We start from the raw sequence: 17,252 nt of genomic DNA, 5'->3' as shown, positions 1-17,252 counted from the left end.
CTTTGAGGCAAAAAAAATCAAATAGTTCAATTTGACATAAAAAAACCTCGCATTTTGCGAGGTTTTTTTCATTAACAAGCCCCACGAATCCCTATCTTTGGCACATGAAACGATTAATGCTGCTGTACGTACTTTTCCCTGTATTGCTATTCTCACAGACAACCGGAAAAGTGATCAAAATTTCAGACGGAGATACCATTACTTTACTGCTTAAAGGCAATCAACAAAAAAAAATCAGACTGGCTGAAGTCGACTGTCCGGAAAGTGGACAAGCGTTTGGGAAAAATGCTAAACAGTTTACTTCTGCCCAGGTATTTGGGAAAACGGTAAGTTTTGTTGAAACCACTACAGACCGTTATGGAAGGTCTATTGCGAAAGTGTATTATGACAATGGAAAATACCTTTCCAAAGAGCTTATCAAAGCTGGATTGGGATGGTGGTATTTCTCTTACTCTAAAGATACTTCTTTGGGGAAGCTTCAGGAAAATGCACAGTATAGAAAAGCCGGTCTTTGGCAGGATGCTAATGCTGTAGCTCCCTGGGAATATAGAAAAATGAAGCGTGAACTTAGAAAACAAAAATACGAAGCATCCAAAAACGAAACAAAAGTAAAAGGAGCTGCGTAAATACTCGGATAAGGAAGCTTGAAAATGGGAGTTAATTGAAATCAATTCATTGATAGGTTTCCATCCTCCAGCTCCTATCTTCCATCCTTTTATCCCCCTTTCTTCCTTATAAAAAGATAAAAACTGGCAGCCATGAATATCAATATAGAGGCTATGTTAACATAATCCATTCTTTCAAAAGCAATATTTTCGTTCAGGAAATTCTCCATTGATCTGTACCCTCCGATATAAATCAAAAAATCAGCGGATTCTTTCTCATGAATAATCGTAGTAAAGAGCAGCATGAATACTCCAAATCCGATAGGATAAATAAAGTTTTTGAAAAGAAGACTTAACGTAAGCTGTACCATTGAGATCGCAGAAAGGGTAATGAAAAATTTCAGGAAAACATAAAACAGCACTTCCCTGAAGTCATAATTCTGAAATCCAAGCTGTGGAAAAGCAATGCCTAAAAGATATCCGCTTAAAAGTAAAGCGAGATAAGATAAAAGGGTAGAGAAAAAAACAGTAAGTTGTATAAATACTGCTTTTGAAAAAAAAATTTTCGTCTTGGAGACGGGAAGGGTAAAAAGAATTTTATAATTATTATTTCGGTATTCCACATCACAGCAGGCATGTACAAAAAGAGCAACCAAAATAGGAAATAGCAGATAAAAGAACATAAAAACAGTTCTTCCCAATGTCGATTTCCATGGATTGACGGTTCCTTCTGTGGTTTCAATTCCTGAGCGGATGACATCATACGAAATATAGAAAGCAACCGCAAAGATGATGAGAACAGGGATAAGTAATATTCCGAAAATCTCTTTGTTTTTGGAAAGTTTATATTGCTCAGATGAAAAAGCTTTTAAAAAAGTATTGGTATTAGTCATGTTTTTTAGAGATTAAATTAATGAAGATCTGCTCAAGATTGGTGCTTTGAGATTCTATATCATAGACCTCAATGTTGTTTTGAATCAGCTTCGAGAGGAGTCCATTGAATTCTTTGTCATCGTTGATCTTTACAGAGATTTTGTTCGGACTGTTTAGAGCTGCAGAAAAAGATTCCTGGAGAACAGATAAAGCTTTTTCGGTATCATTCACTTTCAGAACAACTTCTTTCTCAACCTGGCTTAGAAGTTCATTCTTTGTCCCCTGGAAAACCATTTCCCCACCTTCAATAATTCCGATATGGGTAGCCGTTTTTTCAAGTTCACTCAAAATATGACTCGAAAGAAAAATGGTTTTTCCCTCTTCGTTCAGATGCTGAAAAAGTTTTCTCATTTCAAAAATTCCCTGTGGATCAAGCCCGTTGAGAGGCTCATCCAGAATCAATAGTTTCGGATCATGAAAGATGGCCATGGCAATTCCCAAACGCTGCTTCATCCCCATGGACAGGGCGCTTGCCTTCTTTTTCTTTTCATTATGGAGATCTACAAGTTCCAGAACCTTATCGATTCTTTTATTTCCTTTGCCATAGATAATATCCAGATATTTCAGATTTTCAAAAACCGTCAGTTTGGTATAGAAACAAGGTGATTCAATCAAATTTCCTGTATTCGAAAGAATCTCTGTCCGGTTTTGTTTTAAACTTTTATTCTGAATAAAAATAGAGTCTCCCTTGGATTCCAAAAGGCCTAAAAGAAGTTTGATAGTCGTAGATTTTCCAGCTCCATTTCTCCCCAGATACCCGTAGATACTGCCTTCAGGAATATTGAGATTGATATTGTTCAGAATGGTTTTAGAACCTATCGTATAGTTGAGATCCTTAGTTGTAATGCTTTCCATTATTGCGTGGGTGTTAAAAAAGTATTGGTATCGATGTAAAATATTCCGTCAAAAAACTGGCTCCAGACTTTTTTCTGGTCTGTTCCCTGATTAATGGTGGATACAAATTCCTTTTTTAAGACAGAATTTTCCGGAATAGTTCTTAAGTTGATAAAAAAGTAAGGAGTTTTCATGGCATGAAATGTATTTTCAATCGCCAATTTTCCCGGTTTATCAATGAGATTTTTCGTAGTGTTCAATTTGGCATAAGATGAAAAATCAATCATGTAGGATGCCTTTCCATATTTACTTTTGATATAGGCTCCCAACGGCAGATAACCTTTGTTGTATCTGTTTGCAAAAGTGTGAATATTGGCGCTCCATACGATTATTTTTTTGCCCTGATAAACGGAATCGATTTGATGAATAAGATTTTTAGCCATCAAAGAATCTCTGAACTGCATGCTCTGCATAGATCCGGCTTTATATTTCCATTTTTTATCAAAGTTGTTCCTCATGTCGTACACGTACCGGGCATACATGTCATTCTCAGGATTTTTTTTCAGCTTTAAAGCCGCCTGTTCAAGCTGGCTGATCTCTGTAAGGAGTTCTTTTTTTTGGTTTCCTGTTAAGTTTCTCTTAACAAAACCATCGTACATAAGATAATTAAGCTTATCAATATATTGAGTCAGGATTGGAAAGCGTTTGAGGTCAATATCATTTTTATGTAAAAAACCTTTCAACAGTTTATCACGTCGCTCATTAAGAACATCTCCTGAAAACTGAATATCAAATCCACCCAGTTCTATTGGGTTTGCTGAGGTTTTCGTTTTTTGATAATAGCTGATCAGGGGTTGCGTTTCCTTATTGTTCCACCAGAATTCAAAAAGACCAAGCCCGCCAATAGAATCTACAGGAACTTTCATATTGTGGTTTTTCATTTCCTCATTCATGATCCAAGAGTCATATTGCCCGGCTTCATAGAGTACAACATGATATCCCAGATTCTCATGAAGATATTTTATCATCCTGCTTTTGGCTTGCATGGTAGCTCCGTCATCGTGAACATTTTCTCCGAGCATTACAATTCTGTTGTCCTTAAGTACAGAATCCAGAATCTTCAGGTCGCTGTCATCCGGGTATTCCATAGAAATACTGTTGATGGTATGCTTGTATTGCCGGACATCCTTCAGAAGTTCCTGTTTTTCTTTTTCGGGAATTTCTTTGAAAACAATGGTATTCAGAATTAAAATTGCAGCAACAGAAATTATAAAAATGTAAAATATCTTTTTCATCCATTCAAAATTACACAGTTATTGAATATCTATTTACTATTTTGTTTGGCTTTAAATATAATAGTAAATATTTGTTTTTTATGAAAACTATTTACTGTTAGGTCGAAAATAATGCCATAAATAAAACAGTGTCATTTCGTCACTTTTGTCCTGATGTTGGGATATATTCTGATCTTCTATTGCATGAAAAATAAAAGTTGTCTCAAAAAATAAGTCAGACAGATAGCTAACTCTTATAAAGGAAAGAATAGGGAAGTGTTATGTATGAAAATTTATAAAAAAACCTCACAGCAAAGTTGTGAGGTTTGTAAGCTTGATCGAATTCTCCAGTTCTTGGTTATAAGAACTTAATAGGAAATTGAAAAGTATTGTTTAAGGATTAGATTTCACAGCATCATACATCATCGAATCTTTTTGCTGATCGGTATAATCATATTTGTAATTATAAAATGAAGATTCCCAGTCTCCGTAACCTACATTGGGAATGATAATGAATTTTTTACCGAAATCATCTGCTGAATTTTTCACAGCAGCAGATCTTTCTGTTTCCGATTTTTTGTCAAATATAGCTGAGAAGTCGGCAAGATTATCTCCTAACAGTAAAACAATATTATAATTTTTAGCAATATCTTTTCTACGGTTTTCTTTACTGCTTTCTTTTGATCTCAGAATAAGATTGGTATCATTTTGAACAGGGAAATTGTATTTCTTTAAATTCTTCAGGGTTCCTTCACGTTCCTGCTCAATACGATTGGTTACATAAAAAACCTGAATCCCCTTGCTTGCAGCATACTGATAGAATTCCTGAGAACCTGTAAGGGGTTTGGCAATCCCTTTCGCCGTCCATTCCTCCCATGTTTTCTGATCGTAATTCTTTCCCATCTTTGAACGTTCAATGGCGTAATAAGAATTATCTAAAAAAGTCTCATCAATGTCTGAAACGATTGCTAAAGGTTTCTCTGATTTTTGAGCTAGAGCTTCATCCAGACGGAGTTTTGCAATATTGTATGCCTGAAGACATAGAGCTTCATATTCTGCCGCTCTTTGCTGATAAAATGCAGCATATATTTTTCCGTCACGACCAAGGTTTTGATAGGGCGTGCTCTGGGTGGAAGCTGTTGAAACTGGAGCTGTTGACGTACACGATAATATCGAGATAAAGAAACAGCTTGCGATAATGAGATTAAAATTTTTCATTGAATTTGAATAGGAAAAGCAAAATTATAACAATTTGATTTTTATTACAACTATTTGTAGAGGTAAAAAGGAGACCGGTCATAAGAATATGCCAGCCTCCTACAAAATCAAATATATCTTTTAAAATTTTGTCTTTCTACTTTAAATCTTTCTTTCCCCCATTTTGCCAAGACTTTCTGTAATACTTCTAAGCCATGGTTGAGTTCCAAATAATGATGTAATGAAAGTAAGAGAGCATTCAATTTCTCAACCGGAATTTTTTTGCGGTTCTTACTTTCAAAAAGATGCTGTGCTCCTCTTCTGGATAAGATGAAATCATTCAGATAGGGCTGATCGGGTTGAATAGGAAATATAGAAAGAATGCCTAACAGACTTAAATATTTAAACTTAATAAGCTTATTAAAACTGGTTTTAGCACCCATTGATCTATACAGCTCCTGAAATAGTTTAGTAGGAGTGATTTCTGCCTGATTGGATAGGAGGGTATGATGGTTTCCAAATTCCTGTATCCAAATAATATATTCCTGTATATCCCGGCATATGACAACTGCTTTGGAGTCGCTCAGCTCAGAATATTTGTGATGCTCTCCCAGTCCTGCATTATTTTTTATGGTAGGGATATTTTCCAAAAACCATTCCTGAAAAACCTCATAATGAGTACTTATATTTTCCCATTTCCACACCTCATTATTGCGAGTGTTGAAATACATCTTTCTCAACAGATTCCATTCATCATTGGGATGTTTTCCAATATAGGAGTATAAAAACAGCAGCCAGCATGCGTCCTCTGTTTCGCCGTTCTGAAAATACTGAACTGCTAATTGTAAAGGATCAAATGATGTACTTCCAGGATCTGAAAATTTTTGATCAATAGAATGTTGATTGATTGTTTCCGATACTTTTTTTATCTCATGGGCCTCAAAGGTCATTAACGACACAAAATATTTCAGCTCTTCTGCATTATTTCCTATACTGATCGGGTGTACATTCTGATGGAATGACCTTATTTTTTGTTCCAGTTGTAATCCAGATTCACCCCATAATACCTTCTCATTCTTTTCCATAATATTTTTCACCCAATTTTATTTTCTCTCTTCCATTTTCTAGTCTCCATTTGTTGGTATCCCGTAAAGAATAAGCGCAGCCACAATATTCCTGCATGTAGAATTCTTCTTCTTCTTTACTTATTTCCAGCATTCGTTTTGAGCCGCCTTTTATACGTCCAGTATGTAATTCCTTCATAATGGCTGGCTGCTTGTATACCGGAATTGTTGATTTGTTCCATATTTTTCCATCGGGAAATTCCCAATGAACTGGAAATAATGTCAAATCCGTTTTCGTAGGCATATAATGCAGTACGCTCAAAGCGCATATCAAAACACATGGTGCATCGGATTCCCCTCTCAGGTTCCCATTCCATCCCTTTGGCTCTGGTAAACCAATTGTCAACATCATAATCAGCGTCAACAAAAGGAATGGTATGCTTTTCTGCAAAACGGATATTTTCTTCTTTCCTTAATTCATATTCTTTCTTTGGATGAATATTGGGATTATGGAAAAAAATAGTAAAGTCAATATCCGAAGCGATTATTGCTTCCATGACCTCTCCAGAACAAGGAGCACAGCAGGAATGCAGAAGAAGCTTTTTACCACCTTCCGGCAACACTAATTTCTCTCTTTCAAAATTCATTTTTTATTATTCTCCTTTAAAATCCGGACTTCTTTTTTCTATAAATGCCCCAATACCTTCGTTGTGGTCTTGTGTATCAAATAATTCTCCGAATAAAACGGCCTCCTGTTGTAAGCCTTCTGTAATATGTAATTCGTTACCTGTATTCAATGATTGTTTTGCTTTTGCTACCGCTACAGGACCTCTTGAGGCAATCGTTACCGCTAGTTTGTTAGCTTCATTTAATAGCTCTTCAGGGGTAATAACACGGTTTACAAATCCAAATTCTCTACAAGCTTCTGCTGAATAGAATTCACCGGAAAATACCATTTCCCTTGCTTTGTACAATCCGATGGCTCTTGGCAGACGCTGGGTCCCCCCAAAACAAGGTAATAGGCTAAGGGTTACTTCCGGTAATCCGAACTTTGCTTTTTCACTTGCCAGAATAATATCACAAGACAGAGCCAGTTCACAGCCGCCACCCAAGGCAAAACCATTTACGGCTGCTATAACAGCGAACGGTAGTTCTTCAATGGAATTGAAAGCGGTTTGAGCCATAATCGAGAACTCTGTTGCTTCTTTTGGGGTCATGCCCTGCATTGCTTTGATATCAGCTCCTGCAACAAAAGCCTTTTCGCCTGATCCGGTAATGATCAAAACACGAATATCTTTGTTCAATTTGATTTGATCGGCAAATGATTTCAGTTCTTTTAAAACCGTTTCATTCAAAGAATTCAAAGCTTGTGGACGGTTAATGGTTAATGTACCGATATGTCCTTCCTGCTGATATAGTAATGTTTCAAAATTCATGATTATTGATGTTTGTTTAAGAGTTGAATAATGCTTGAAAAATCGATTGTACCATTTCCGGCTTCACTCCATATTCTATAGAGGTTTAAAGCAGCATTTCCCAATGGAGTAGAGGTTCTGGTTTCCAGTCCTGCTTCTGCAGCCAATCCTAAATCCTTTGTCATTAAGTCTACTGCAAAACCTCCCGAATATTCTCTTGAAGCGGGAGCGTTTTCCATTACTCCGGGATAGGGATTGTAGACTTCCAGCGACCAGTTTCTGCCTGAGCTCTTCTGCATTATTTCACTTAATATTTTAGGGTCTAAACCATGACGGACTCCCAAGTTGATTGCTTCAGAGGTTCCAATCATATGTACAGCTAATAACATATTGTTACAGATTTTGGCAACCTGTCCCGCTCCTGAATCTCCTGCATGGAAAATATTCTGTCCCATACATTTTAATATCGGTCTTGCTTTTTCATAGTCTTTGGTCTTACCTCCTACAATAAAAGTCAAGGTTCCTGCCTGAGCTCCTGCGGTACCTCCGGAAACGGGTGCATCAATCATTTTACAGCCTTTTGAAACTGCCAGCTGAGCAACAGAGCGGGCGGTAACAGCATCAATCGTACTGCTGTCAATCAATAAGGTATCAGGCTTCAGCTGGCTGATGAATTCTTCAGAATAGAGTTCAGCAACGTGTTTGCCTGATGGAAGCATGGAGATCACCACATCTGCGTCTTTAGATGCTGATAAAGCTGAATCGGAGATGTGTCCGCCTGCAGAAACCAATGTTTCTAAAGCAGTGCTGGAAAGGTCAAATCCAATAACGTTGTGACCGTTTTTTACCAGGTTTGCGGCCATTGGCCCACCCATATTTCCTAATCCTATAAATGCTATGTTCGCCATATTTATTCTTTTTTTCCTAAATTTTTTAATGGATGTTCTTCGTGAGACCAAAGCGGAGTAAAATAACGGTCTACCCATTCTCTGGTAACATCATTTAATGTAGCCGGATGCCATTGTGGAGATAGGTCTTTATCTACCAATAAAGCTCTTACGCCTTCTGCAAAATCAGGATGTATGCAGCATTGACAGGACAGGTTCAGCTCGGATTGAAATACTTCTTCCAAACTTGCATTTTCACCTTGCTTCAATTGTCTGAAGATGATATTAGCAGAACTTGGAGAGCCTGCTTCAAAACTTTTAAATCCATGATTGATCCAATCATCTTTGTCAGGATAACTGACAAGTACTTCTCTGAATTCTTCTAAAGAATTAACATTTTCAAATTGTTTAATGAAGGAATGGTGTATCTGTGCCTGTGATTCCGGAATATCTGTTCCTTTAGAAATTTTTTCCAGGATAGCAGAAACGGTTTGATGATTATTTCCATTCCATTGAGCTTTTTCAAGAGCACCAAGGATGATTTCTTTTGCAGAAGACGAAATATAATAATCTGCCAATCCCAGAAACTTACAGTCTGCACCGTCTAATCTTGCTCCCGTTAATCCTAAATAAATTCCATAGGCTGAGGGCATTTTATTTAAAAACCAGGTTCCTCCTACATCCGGATATAAACCAATGGTGATTTCCGGCATTGCCAGTTTGCTTCTTTCTGTAACAATCCGGTGTGATGCTCCGACCATAATTCCGATTCCGCCACCCATGACAATTCCGTGCCCCCAAACAATGATCGGCTTCGGATACGTATGAATCATATAATCTACCTGATATTCCTTTGAAAAGAAATCAAAACATTGCTGAGGTACCTTTGTCCCATCAATGCTTTGTTGTTCAATAATAGTATCGTGCAGCTTTCTTACATCTCCTCCGGCGCAGAGGGCTTTTTCACCTGCTCCCTGGATGAATAAGCAGACTACTTCATCGGATGTTTTCCAGTCTTCCAAAACGGTTTTCAATTCTTCAATCATTTCTAATGAAAGAGAATTGAGTGTTTTTTCGGAATTCAGGGTGATAATTCCGACTTTATTTTTTATTTCTGTTAGTATTACGCTCATTTTTAATTTTTTGAATTAACGGATTTGTGTTTCCCCTTCCTCTAAAATCTTTCTTGAAATCACCAGTTTCATAATTTCATTGGTTCCCTCTACCACCTGATGAATTCTGGCGTCACGCATAAGGCGTTCTACCGGAAAATCCTGGGTACATCCGTATCCGCCCAATATTTGCAATGCTTCATTACAGATATTAAAGCACATATCGGTGGCCAGACGTTTTGCCATGGCACAGTAAGTCGTGGCATTGGGATCTTTGGAATCTAATTTGAAAGCAGCTAAATGTACCATTTGCCGGGCGGCAACCAATTCTGTTGCCATATCAGCGATCTTAAATTGCATCGACTGAAATTGCGCCAGTGATTTTCCGAACTGCAGTCTTTCGTGCATATATTTTCGGGCCTGATTGATGGCTCCCTGTGCGGCTCCTACAGAACATGTTCCGATGTTGATACGTCCGCCGTCCAGGCCTTTCAACGCTATTTTAAATCCTTGCCCCAATTCACCTAAAAGGTTTTTTTCATCTACTTTCACATGATCAAAGAAAACAAATCGGGTGGGCTGAGTGTTCCATCCCAGTTTCTTCTCTTTCTCACCGAAACTGATCCCTTCAGTATCAGCAGGTACAATAAAAGCACTAATCCCTTTGGACCCGGAATCTCCTGTACGGGCCATGACAATGAGTATATCACTTTCGCCTGCCCCGGAAATAAATGCTTTAGTCCCGTTAATAATATATTGGTTATCTGCTTTTACGGCGGTTGTTTTTAAGGCTGCCGCATCTGAACCTGAACCCGGTTCTGTAAGGCAATAGGATCCTAATAATTTTCCTGAAGCCAATCCCGGGCAAAGTTGCTTTTTGATCTCATCATTCCCAAATTCATCAATCATCCATGAGACCATATTGTGTATCGTAATGTAGGCAGTCGTAGAAGGACAGGCCGCTGCCAGTTCTTCAAATATAATGGTGGCATCTAATCGTGATAATCCCAAACCTTCTGCATCTTCACTGGTGTAAACGCCACAAAAACCTAATGCTCCGGCTTTGGCAATTGCTTCTCTTGGGAATATCTTTTGAGCATCCCATTCCGAAGCATAAGGTGCCAGTTCTTTTTCAGCAAATTTTCTTGCTGCGTCCTGAAACGCCAGTTGATCTTCATTTAGGTTAAATTCCATGGAAAATTATTTTAAACTGATCGTCATATTCAAATCACCTGCAGGAATATCTTCTTCAAACCAACGGGCTGTAATGGTTTTGGTTTCCGTATAAAAACGAACACCTTGCTTGCCGTAAGAATGCAGATCACCAAAGAAAGATTTTCTCCATCCTGTAAAAGAGAAAAATGGTAATGGAACAGGAATCGGAAGATTTACACCAATTTGTCCCACTTCAATCTCGTGCTGAAATTTTCTTGCTGCCGCTCCTGAATTGGTGAAAATGGAAGTTCCGTTTCCGTAAGGGTTTGCATTGATTATTTTAATGGCTTCATCTAATGTTTCCGCCTTTAACAGTAATAAAGCAGGTCCGAAAATCTCTTCTTTATAAATGTCCATATCTGTTGATACATTATTGAACAAAGTTGCACCTACAAAATATCCGTTTTCATAGCCTTCTACTTTATAATCACTGCCATCCAGTAATACTTCAGCACCCTGATCATACGCACTTTGGATCAATCTTAAAACTTTATCTTTTGACTGTTTATTAATCAGTGGGCCAAATGCCGCAGTTTCATCAGACCAGACTCCCGGTTTAATGGTGCTTAGAGCTTTTTTGATATCGTCTACCCAATTTTGAGCTTCACCCACCAAAACAGCGACACTGATTGCCATACAACGCTGGCCGGCCGCTCCGCAGGAAGCTCCTACCAAGTTGTTAATAACTTGTTCTTTATTGGCATCCGGCATGACTACCATGTGGTTTTTTGCCCCGCCAAAAGCCTGAACTCTTTTCAGGTTATCTGTCCCTGTACGATAAACATGTTCTGCAACAGGAACGGAACCTACAAACGAAATAGCTTTGATTTCCGGGTGGTTCAGAATATGATTTACCTGATCTTTTGACCCGTGAACAATATTCAATACACCTTTAGGAAAACCTGCCTGTAAAAATAATTCTGCCATTTTCATTGAGGTCATAGGGGTTTGCTCGGAAGGTTTCAGGATAAAGGTATTTCCACATGCGATGGCCATAGGGAACATCCATAAAGGGATCATTGCCGGAAAGTTGAAAGGGGTAATTCCTGCACAAACACCCAGTGGCTGGATATAGCTGTAGGTATCAACACCTCTTGCAACATTTTCTACCGTTTCTCCCATCATGAGCGTCGGAATATTGCAGGCATGTTCTACGACTTCAATTCCGCGCCATACATCTCCCATTGCATCAGGAAAAGTTTTTCCATTTTCTTTGGAAAGGATTTCGGCAATTTCTTTTTGATTTTCCTTTAAAAGCTGCTGGTATTTTAGAAAGAATCTTGCTCTTTCCGGAGTAGCAATCTCTTTCCATATTTTGAAGGCTTCTTTAGCTGCTTCTATGGCTTGGTCTATTTCAGACAATTCAGTCAGAGGGACTTCTGCAAGAATTTCTTGTGTAGCAGGGTTTTCTACGGGAAGATAGTTTGTAGCTTTACTTTCTATAAAATCCCCGTTGATTAATATTTTTACTTTTTGTGACATGTTTTTTAGATTGAGAGTGAAAAGCTGAGAGTGAGTTTTCATTTTCACTCTCAACTTTTTTATTATTAAATTACCAGTAAATCAACAAACTCGTTGACATCGAGATTTACCAGAGTGTCATATTCTAATGAGTTTTCTAATACAATTCTCTGTTGTTTTTCCGGGAAAATCCTGGCAAGATTTACTTTATATTTCTTGATCAATTCCGGAATACCTTCATCTCTTCTGCGTTTGTGACCAATTGGATATTCTACAACGATTTCGTCCAAAATAGTTCCGTCATTGAGTTCTAGAGTTAAAGCATTGGCAATGGAACGTTTTTCAGGATCATGATAATCCGTAGTGAATTGTACGTCTTCTACACATTCAATTTTATCACGAAGAATATCGATTCTTGGATCTGATGCTATGTTATCTTCATAATCTGCTGCGGTCAATCTTCCGAAAATCAAAGGAACTGCCAGCATGTACTGAATAGCGTGGTCACGGTCAGCAGGATTGTTTAATGGTCCTTTTTTATCAATGATGCGAATGCATGCTTCGTGGGTACGGACTGTTATTTTTTTGATGTCTTCAGATGATTTTCCTGATTCTTTTAATTTGTGATGTAAAGTCATTGCAGCTTCTACAGCCGTTTGGGAATGGAATTCTGCAGGGAAGGAAATTTTAAACAGGACATTTTCCATTACATAAGAACCATAATCTCTCTGGAATTTGAATTCATTTCCTTTGAAAGACACATCATAGAAACCCCATGTTTTGGCAGTCAGTACAGATGGGTAGCCCATTTCGCCTGTTTTAGCAATTAATGCCAAACGTACAGCTCTTGATGTGGCATCTCCTGCCGCCCATGATTTACGACTTCCTGTATTGGGAGCATGACGATATGTTCTTAAAGATTGTCCGTCAACAAATGCTAATGAAACGGCATTAATCAACTCATCACGGGTCAAACCTATTAATTTTCCGACAACGGCAGTAGATGCTAGTTTTACCAATAATACGTGGTCTAACCCTACTTTGTTGAATGAATTTTCTAATGCTATAACTCCCTGAATCTCATGAGCCATAATCATAGCCTCCAAAACCTGCTTCATTTTTAAAGGAGATTTTCCTTCTGCAATATTGGTTCTTGAAAGCCAGTCGGCTGTTGCTAAAATTCCTCCCAGGTTATCGGAAGGGTGTCCCCATTCTGCAGCTAGCCAGGTATCATTGAAATCCAGCCAACGGATAATGGCACCGATGTTGAAAGCTGCCTGTACAGGATCTAACTGAAATTGTGTACCCGGAACTTTAGCACCATTCGGAACTACTGTTCCTTTTACAATAGGTCCTAAAAGCTTAGTACATGCTGGATAAGTCAACGCTTCCAATCCGCATCCGATGGTATCTAATAAACAATAATGAGCTGTTTTCCAGGCTAATTCATTTTTAATTTCATAGTGTAATACATAGTCTGCAATATCTACTAATACCTGATCTGGTTGTGGTCTTTCGTTTGAAATGTGTGATGACATCTTTATTTTTTAATTTTAATGATTAATTGGATTTTTTATTTTCTGTTTTCAATGGAGACAAAGTCTTTATTTTCAGGACCTGTATAATTGGCGCTTGGACGGATAATTTTTCCATCCTGTCTCTGTTCAATAATGTGGGCGCTCCATCCTGTAACTCTTGAAATAACGAATAACGGAGTGAACATCAGGGTAGGAACTCCCATCAGATGATAAGATACTGCGGAGAACCAATCCAGATTAGGGAACATTTTCTTTTCTTCCCACATGACACTTTCCAGTCTTTCAGCGATGTTATACAACAGCATATCTCCGGCTTCTTCAGAAAGTTCTTGGGCTACTTTTTTTATGACTACATTTCTTGGATCTGATATCGTGTAAACAGGATGTCCAAATCCAATAATGACTTCTTTGCTGGCAATACGTTTTCTAATATCTTCTTCAGCTTCATCAGGAGAATGATAACGGCTCTGTATTTCAAAAGCTACTTCATTGGCTCCTCCATGTTTTGGACCTCTTAAGGCACCGATAGCACCAGTGATACAGGAATAGAAATCTGAAGATGTACCGGCAATAACACGGGCCGTGAAAGTAGAAGCATTAAATTCATGTTCCGCATACAGGTTAAGGGATATTTCCATTGCTTTTATCCATGAATCGGGAGCTTTTTTACCATGCAACAAATGAAGGAAATGTCCACCGATAGTATCGTCATCGGTCTCAACATCAATCTCTTTACCATTGTGGGTATAGTGATACCAATATAAAAGTCCTGAACTGAATGATGCTAATAATTTATCTGCAATATCTCTTGCTCCCGCGACATTATGGTCATCTTTTTCAGGCTGAATACTCCCAACTGCCGAAACCATTGAGCGCATAACATCCATTGGGTGTGCCGCTGCCGGAATACTTTTTAAGATATTTCTTACAGAATGAGGAAGACCTCTCAAAGATTTTAATTTAGCTTTATAGTTTTTCAACTGTGCTTCTGTAGGTAATTGACCATAAATAAGAAGGTAAGCCACCTCTTCAAATTGTGTTTTTTCTGCAAGATCCAAAATATCGTAACCTCTGTAATGGAGGTCATTTCCGCTTTTCCCGACACTGCAAAGAGCGGTATTGCCTGCTGTAACCCCGGAAAGTGCTACACTTTTTTTAGGTTTAAATGTTGGTTCGCTATTCGTTGACATGAGTATTTTGTTTAAAAAGATTATCTAATTTTTGTTCATAATCGTGGTAGCCGATACTTTGATAAAGTTCTTCTCTTGTTTGCATGGTATCCAATACATTGGCTTGTGTTCCGTCTTTGCGGATATGATTGTATACATTTTGTGCCGCTTTATTAGCAGCCCGGAAGGCGGAAAGAGGGTAGAGGATGAGCCCGACTCCTGCGTTTTTTAGTTCTTCTGCCGTGTACATTTTAATCATCCCAAACTCCGTAATATTCGCAAGCACAGGAATTCCGGTAGCATCAACAAATTTTTGATAAAAACTTAAGTCGGGTACTGCTTCAGCAAAAATGAAATCTGCACCTGCTTCCTTATAAGCCACGGCTCTTTCTAAAGTTTTTTCCAGCCCTTCATTGGCAAAAGCATCTGTTCTTGCTCCGATAACAAAGCTTTCATCGGTACGGGCATCTGCAGCAGCCTTAAGGCGGTCTGCCATTTCTTCTTTGCTTACGATTTCTTTTCCAGGCCTATGTCCACAACGTTTTGCACCCACCTGATCTTCGATGTGTACCGCCGCCGCTCCGGCTTTGATCAATGATTTAATAGTTCTGGCGACATTAAATGCGGAAGGCCCAAAACCAGTGTCGATATCCACCATAAGCGGTAAATCACAAATATTGGTAATACGCTGAACATCTATGAGCACATCATCCAGAGTGGTAATACCTAAATCAGGAATTCCTAAAGACCCTGCTGCAACACCTCCTCCTGAAAGATAAATGGCATTAAAACCAGCCTGCTGTGCCAATAATGCATGGTTTGCGTTAATGGCTCCAACAATCTGAAGGGGATTTTCTTTTTCCATTGCCTCCCGGAATTTCATGCCGGGAGATTTCCAATTTTCATTTTTGATCATTATAATATTTTATTGTTGAGTTGAAATTTGTTTTCGAATGAGCAGAAGAGCTGTAAATGCTTATCTTTTTAGTAAAAAAGAAAGGGTAGAAAAGGATTTTAGTAATCTTAAAATCATATTGATATTGATGATTTTGCAAAGTTCTTGCCGTACAGGTCTGTACAATAGAGCTGTTGTTACTGCATGAATAATGAAGATTGTTTCGGTACACCTTATAACTTTTTACATTGATTAAACCTTATAAAAAGTTCTCAGTAAACTTCGCGGTGCTTTATTAGAAAAGAAAAATTACGGAAAGGGGGATACGAATTTGAGCCATGGAATAATGAGAACAACCTAATGCTCACTCGTAATCCATCTCAAAAAGTAATACAGATTGACAAAACAGTTTTATCACACTATATCCATAACGTATCATACCTGACTGTAAACTTCAAATCGCGAAAGCATCGTCAATGCGAAATAGGCAGGTCTCCTGACTTGTAACGGTTTTTATCATCCTTCCCATATAAAAAATATACAGTGGATATCAATTAATAAAAACTTTATGTGTTACTTACAGTTGCGCGACAGTTCGTGATTTGCACACGATTCCCTTTTAATGCACACCTAAGTGTAACCAATTTCGGTTGATAAAGAAGGTTTTAAGAACTCCTTGGTGGTAAATATAGGTATTTTATAATAACGAAAAAGATATTTTATGTAATCAATAATTGTTTTGATTTAATGTATTGAAAACGTTATGATTATAAAATTTATTTATAAGATAAATGGATTAATTGCTTTGTTAAATTGATAGAATAAGTGACCAGAAAACCAGAGATAGTTAATAGAATTGTTGTTTTTTTTCCAATTTATAAATTAGAAAAAATATAAGGAATAGAAATATTCAGGACATATATAAAAACAAAAAAACTTACAGGAATTGTTGATTTTTTTGAAGGATTCGAACTCTTGACTGTCCCGATTACAAATCGGGATGCTGTATTTTTTTTGCTGTAAAAGCTTTCTGGTATTGTATGAAAAAAAAAAAGACTCACTAAAAATAGTAAGTCTTTAAGTGAGCGCGAAAGGATTCGAACCTTTGACCGTCCCGATTACAAATCGGGATGCTCTATCTCTGCTATATTTATAAGTTTTTGAATTTTAGATTTACTTTTCCATGCTTTGATTTGTCTTTCTCTTTTATATGCGATTGATTTGGATTCGAAAGTTTCAAAATATACAATAGTCCAATCTTTAGCTTTTGAAGTAAAGCCCTTATGATCTGATAGGTGTTTTCTTAATCTTTCTTGTAAAGATTCTGAAGAATGTCCGATATAGAACTTATCTAAGATTCTGGAATGGAGGATATAACAAAAGTGCATAGAACTAAAATACACTTTTAAAGTGTAAAATTCAGATATAATACAAACAAAAAAGACTCACTAAAAATAGTAAGTCTTTAAGTGAGCGCGAAAGGATTCGAACCTTTGACCGTCTGCTTAGAAGGCAGATGCTCTATCCAGCTGAGCTACGCACCCATTGAGTAGTTTTGAGAAAACTACTAAAACAGTCGGGGCGGCAGGATTCGAACCTGCGACCTCCTGGTCCCAAACCAGGCGCGATGACCGGACTACGCTACGCCCCGAA

At 37.9% G+C, this 17,252-nt stretch carries 15 protein-coding genes, 2 tRNA genes, 1 pseudogene and 1 riboswitch; of the genes and pseudogenes, 1 reads left to right on the top strand and 17 read right to left on the bottom strand.

Annotation, left to right across the window (positions count from 1 at the left end; genetic code table 11):
* The first annotated feature begins 104 nt into the window (after positions 1-104).
* On the top strand, positions 105-626 hold the full coding sequence (locus AC07UM_RS05925) for a thermonuclease family protein (protein ID WP_494684830.1): 522 nt from the start codon (positions 105-107) through the stop codon (positions 624-626).
* Between the two features lie 89 nt (positions 627-715).
* Here AC07UM_RS05925 and AC07UM_RS05920 read toward each other — a convergent pair whose 3' ends face one another.
* From AC07UM_RS05920 to AC07UM_RS05840, 17 genes and pseudogenes are all read right to left on the bottom strand, one after another.
* Positions 716-1,498 carry an ABC transporter permease gene (locus tag AC07UM_RS05920; protein WP_494684829.1) on the bottom strand — a complete coding sequence of 261 codons (783 nt, stop codon included), beginning with the start codon at positions 1,496-1,498 and terminating at the stop codon, positions 716-718.
* Entirely contained in the window at positions 1,491-2,393 is a 903-nt protein-coding gene (locus tag AC07UM_RS05915) for an ABC transporter ATP-binding protein (RefSeq protein WP_494684828.1), read from the bottom strand. The genes AC07UM_RS05920 and AC07UM_RS05915 overlap by 8 nt, the downstream gene beginning before the upstream one ends.
* Positions 2,393-3,667: an erythromycin esterase family protein gene (locus tag AC07UM_RS05910; RefSeq protein WP_494684827.1), complete on the bottom strand. Its 1,275-nt coding sequence runs from the start codon at positions 3,665-3,667 to the stop codon at positions 2,393-2,395. The genes AC07UM_RS05915 and AC07UM_RS05910 overlap by 1 nt, the downstream gene beginning before the upstream one ends.
* Positions 3,668-4,039: 372 nt before the next feature.
* Positions 4,040-4,864, bottom strand: a complete 825-nt coding sequence (locus AC07UM_RS05905) for a 5'-nucleotidase, lipoprotein e(P4) family (RefSeq protein ID WP_494684826.1) — start codon at positions 4,862-4,864, stop codon at positions 4,040-4,042.
* A gap of 107 nt (positions 4,865-4,971) precedes the next feature.
* Positions 4,972-5,928: an alpha-glutamyl/putrescinyl thymine pyrophosphorylase clade 3 protein gene (locus tag AC07UM_RS05900; RefSeq protein WP_494684825.1), complete on the bottom strand. Its 957-nt coding sequence runs from the start codon at positions 5,926-5,928 to the stop codon at positions 4,972-4,974.
* Positions 5,915-6,554: pseudogene (locus AC07UM_RS05895) on the bottom strand (epoxyqueuosine reductase QueH). The gene AC07UM_RS05900 and the pseudogene AC07UM_RS05895 overlap by 14 nt, the downstream one beginning before the upstream one ends.
* Positions 6,555-6,560: 6 nt before the next feature.
* Positions 6,561-7,343, bottom strand: coding sequence for an enoyl-CoA hydratase/isomerase family protein (locus AC07UM_RS05890; RefSeq protein ID WP_494684824.1), 783 nt, complete (start codon positions 7,341-7,343; stop codon positions 6,561-6,563).
* Between the two features lie 2 nt (positions 7,344-7,345).
* On the bottom strand, positions 7,346-8,230 hold the full coding sequence (gene mmsB / locus AC07UM_RS05885) for a 3-hydroxyisobutyrate dehydrogenase (RefSeq protein ID WP_494684823.1): 885 nt from the start codon (positions 8,228-8,230) through the stop codon (positions 7,346-7,348).
* Between the two features lie 2 nt (positions 8,231-8,232).
* Positions 8,233-9,342: an enoyl-CoA hydratase/isomerase family protein gene (locus AC07UM_RS05880; protein ID WP_494684822.1), complete on the bottom strand. Its 1,110-nt coding sequence runs from the start codon at positions 9,340-9,342 to the stop codon at positions 8,233-8,235.
* Positions 9,343-9,357: 15 nt separating this feature from the next.
* Positions 9,358-10,515, bottom strand: a complete 1,158-nt coding sequence (locus AC07UM_RS05875; RefSeq protein ID WP_494684821.1) for an acyl-CoA dehydrogenase family protein — start codon at positions 10,513-10,515, stop codon at positions 9,358-9,360.
* A gap of 6 nt (positions 10,516-10,521) precedes the next feature.
* Positions 10,522-12,018 (bottom strand): CoA-acylating methylmalonate-semialdehyde dehydrogenase, encoded by a 1,497-nt coding sequence (locus tag AC07UM_RS05870; protein WP_494684820.1) that lies wholly within the window; start codon positions 12,016-12,018, stop codon positions 10,522-10,524.
* A 65-nt stretch (positions 12,019-12,083) separates the two neighbouring features.
* Complete coding sequence (locus AC07UM_RS05865; protein WP_494684819.1) at positions 12,084-13,535, bottom strand: bifunctional 2-methylcitrate dehydratase/aconitate hydratase; 1,452 nt, start codon at positions 13,533-13,535, stop codon at positions 12,084-12,086.
* 35 nt (positions 13,536-13,570) lie between these two features.
* Positions 13,571-14,725 carry a bifunctional 2-methylcitrate synthase/citrate synthase gene (gene prpC / locus AC07UM_RS05860; RefSeq protein WP_494684818.1) on the bottom strand — a complete coding sequence of 385 codons (1,155 nt, stop codon included), beginning with the start codon at positions 14,723-14,725 and terminating at the stop codon, positions 13,571-13,573.
* Entirely contained in the window at positions 14,712-15,620 is a 909-nt protein-coding gene (prpB, locus tag AC07UM_RS05855; RefSeq protein WP_494684817.1) for a methylisocitrate lyase, read from the bottom strand. The genes prpC and prpB overlap by 14 nt, the downstream gene beginning before the upstream one ends.
* A gap of 448 nt (positions 15,621-16,068) precedes the next feature.
* Positions 16,069-16,259, bottom strand: a riboswitch (cobalamin riboswitch).
* 458 nt (positions 16,260-16,717) lie between these two features.
* Entirely contained in the window at positions 16,718-16,987 is a 270-nt protein-coding gene (locus AC07UM_RS05850; RefSeq protein ID WP_494684816.1) for a GIY-YIG nuclease family protein, read from the bottom strand.
* 82 nt (positions 16,988-17,069) lie between these two features.
* Positions 17,070-17,143 (bottom strand) — tRNA-Arg (locus AC07UM_RS05845).
* Between the two features lie 32 nt (positions 17,144-17,175).
* Positions 17,176-17,250: transfer RNA gene (locus AC07UM_RS05840), tRNA-Pro, on the bottom strand.
* Positions 17,251-17,252: the final 2 nt, after the last annotated feature.

Source organism: Chryseobacterium sp. GW821-FHT04C04 (genome assembly GCF_059420365.1).
Note: the sequence above shows the minus strand (reverse complement) of the source record. Positions and strands in the feature narration are given on the sequence as shown.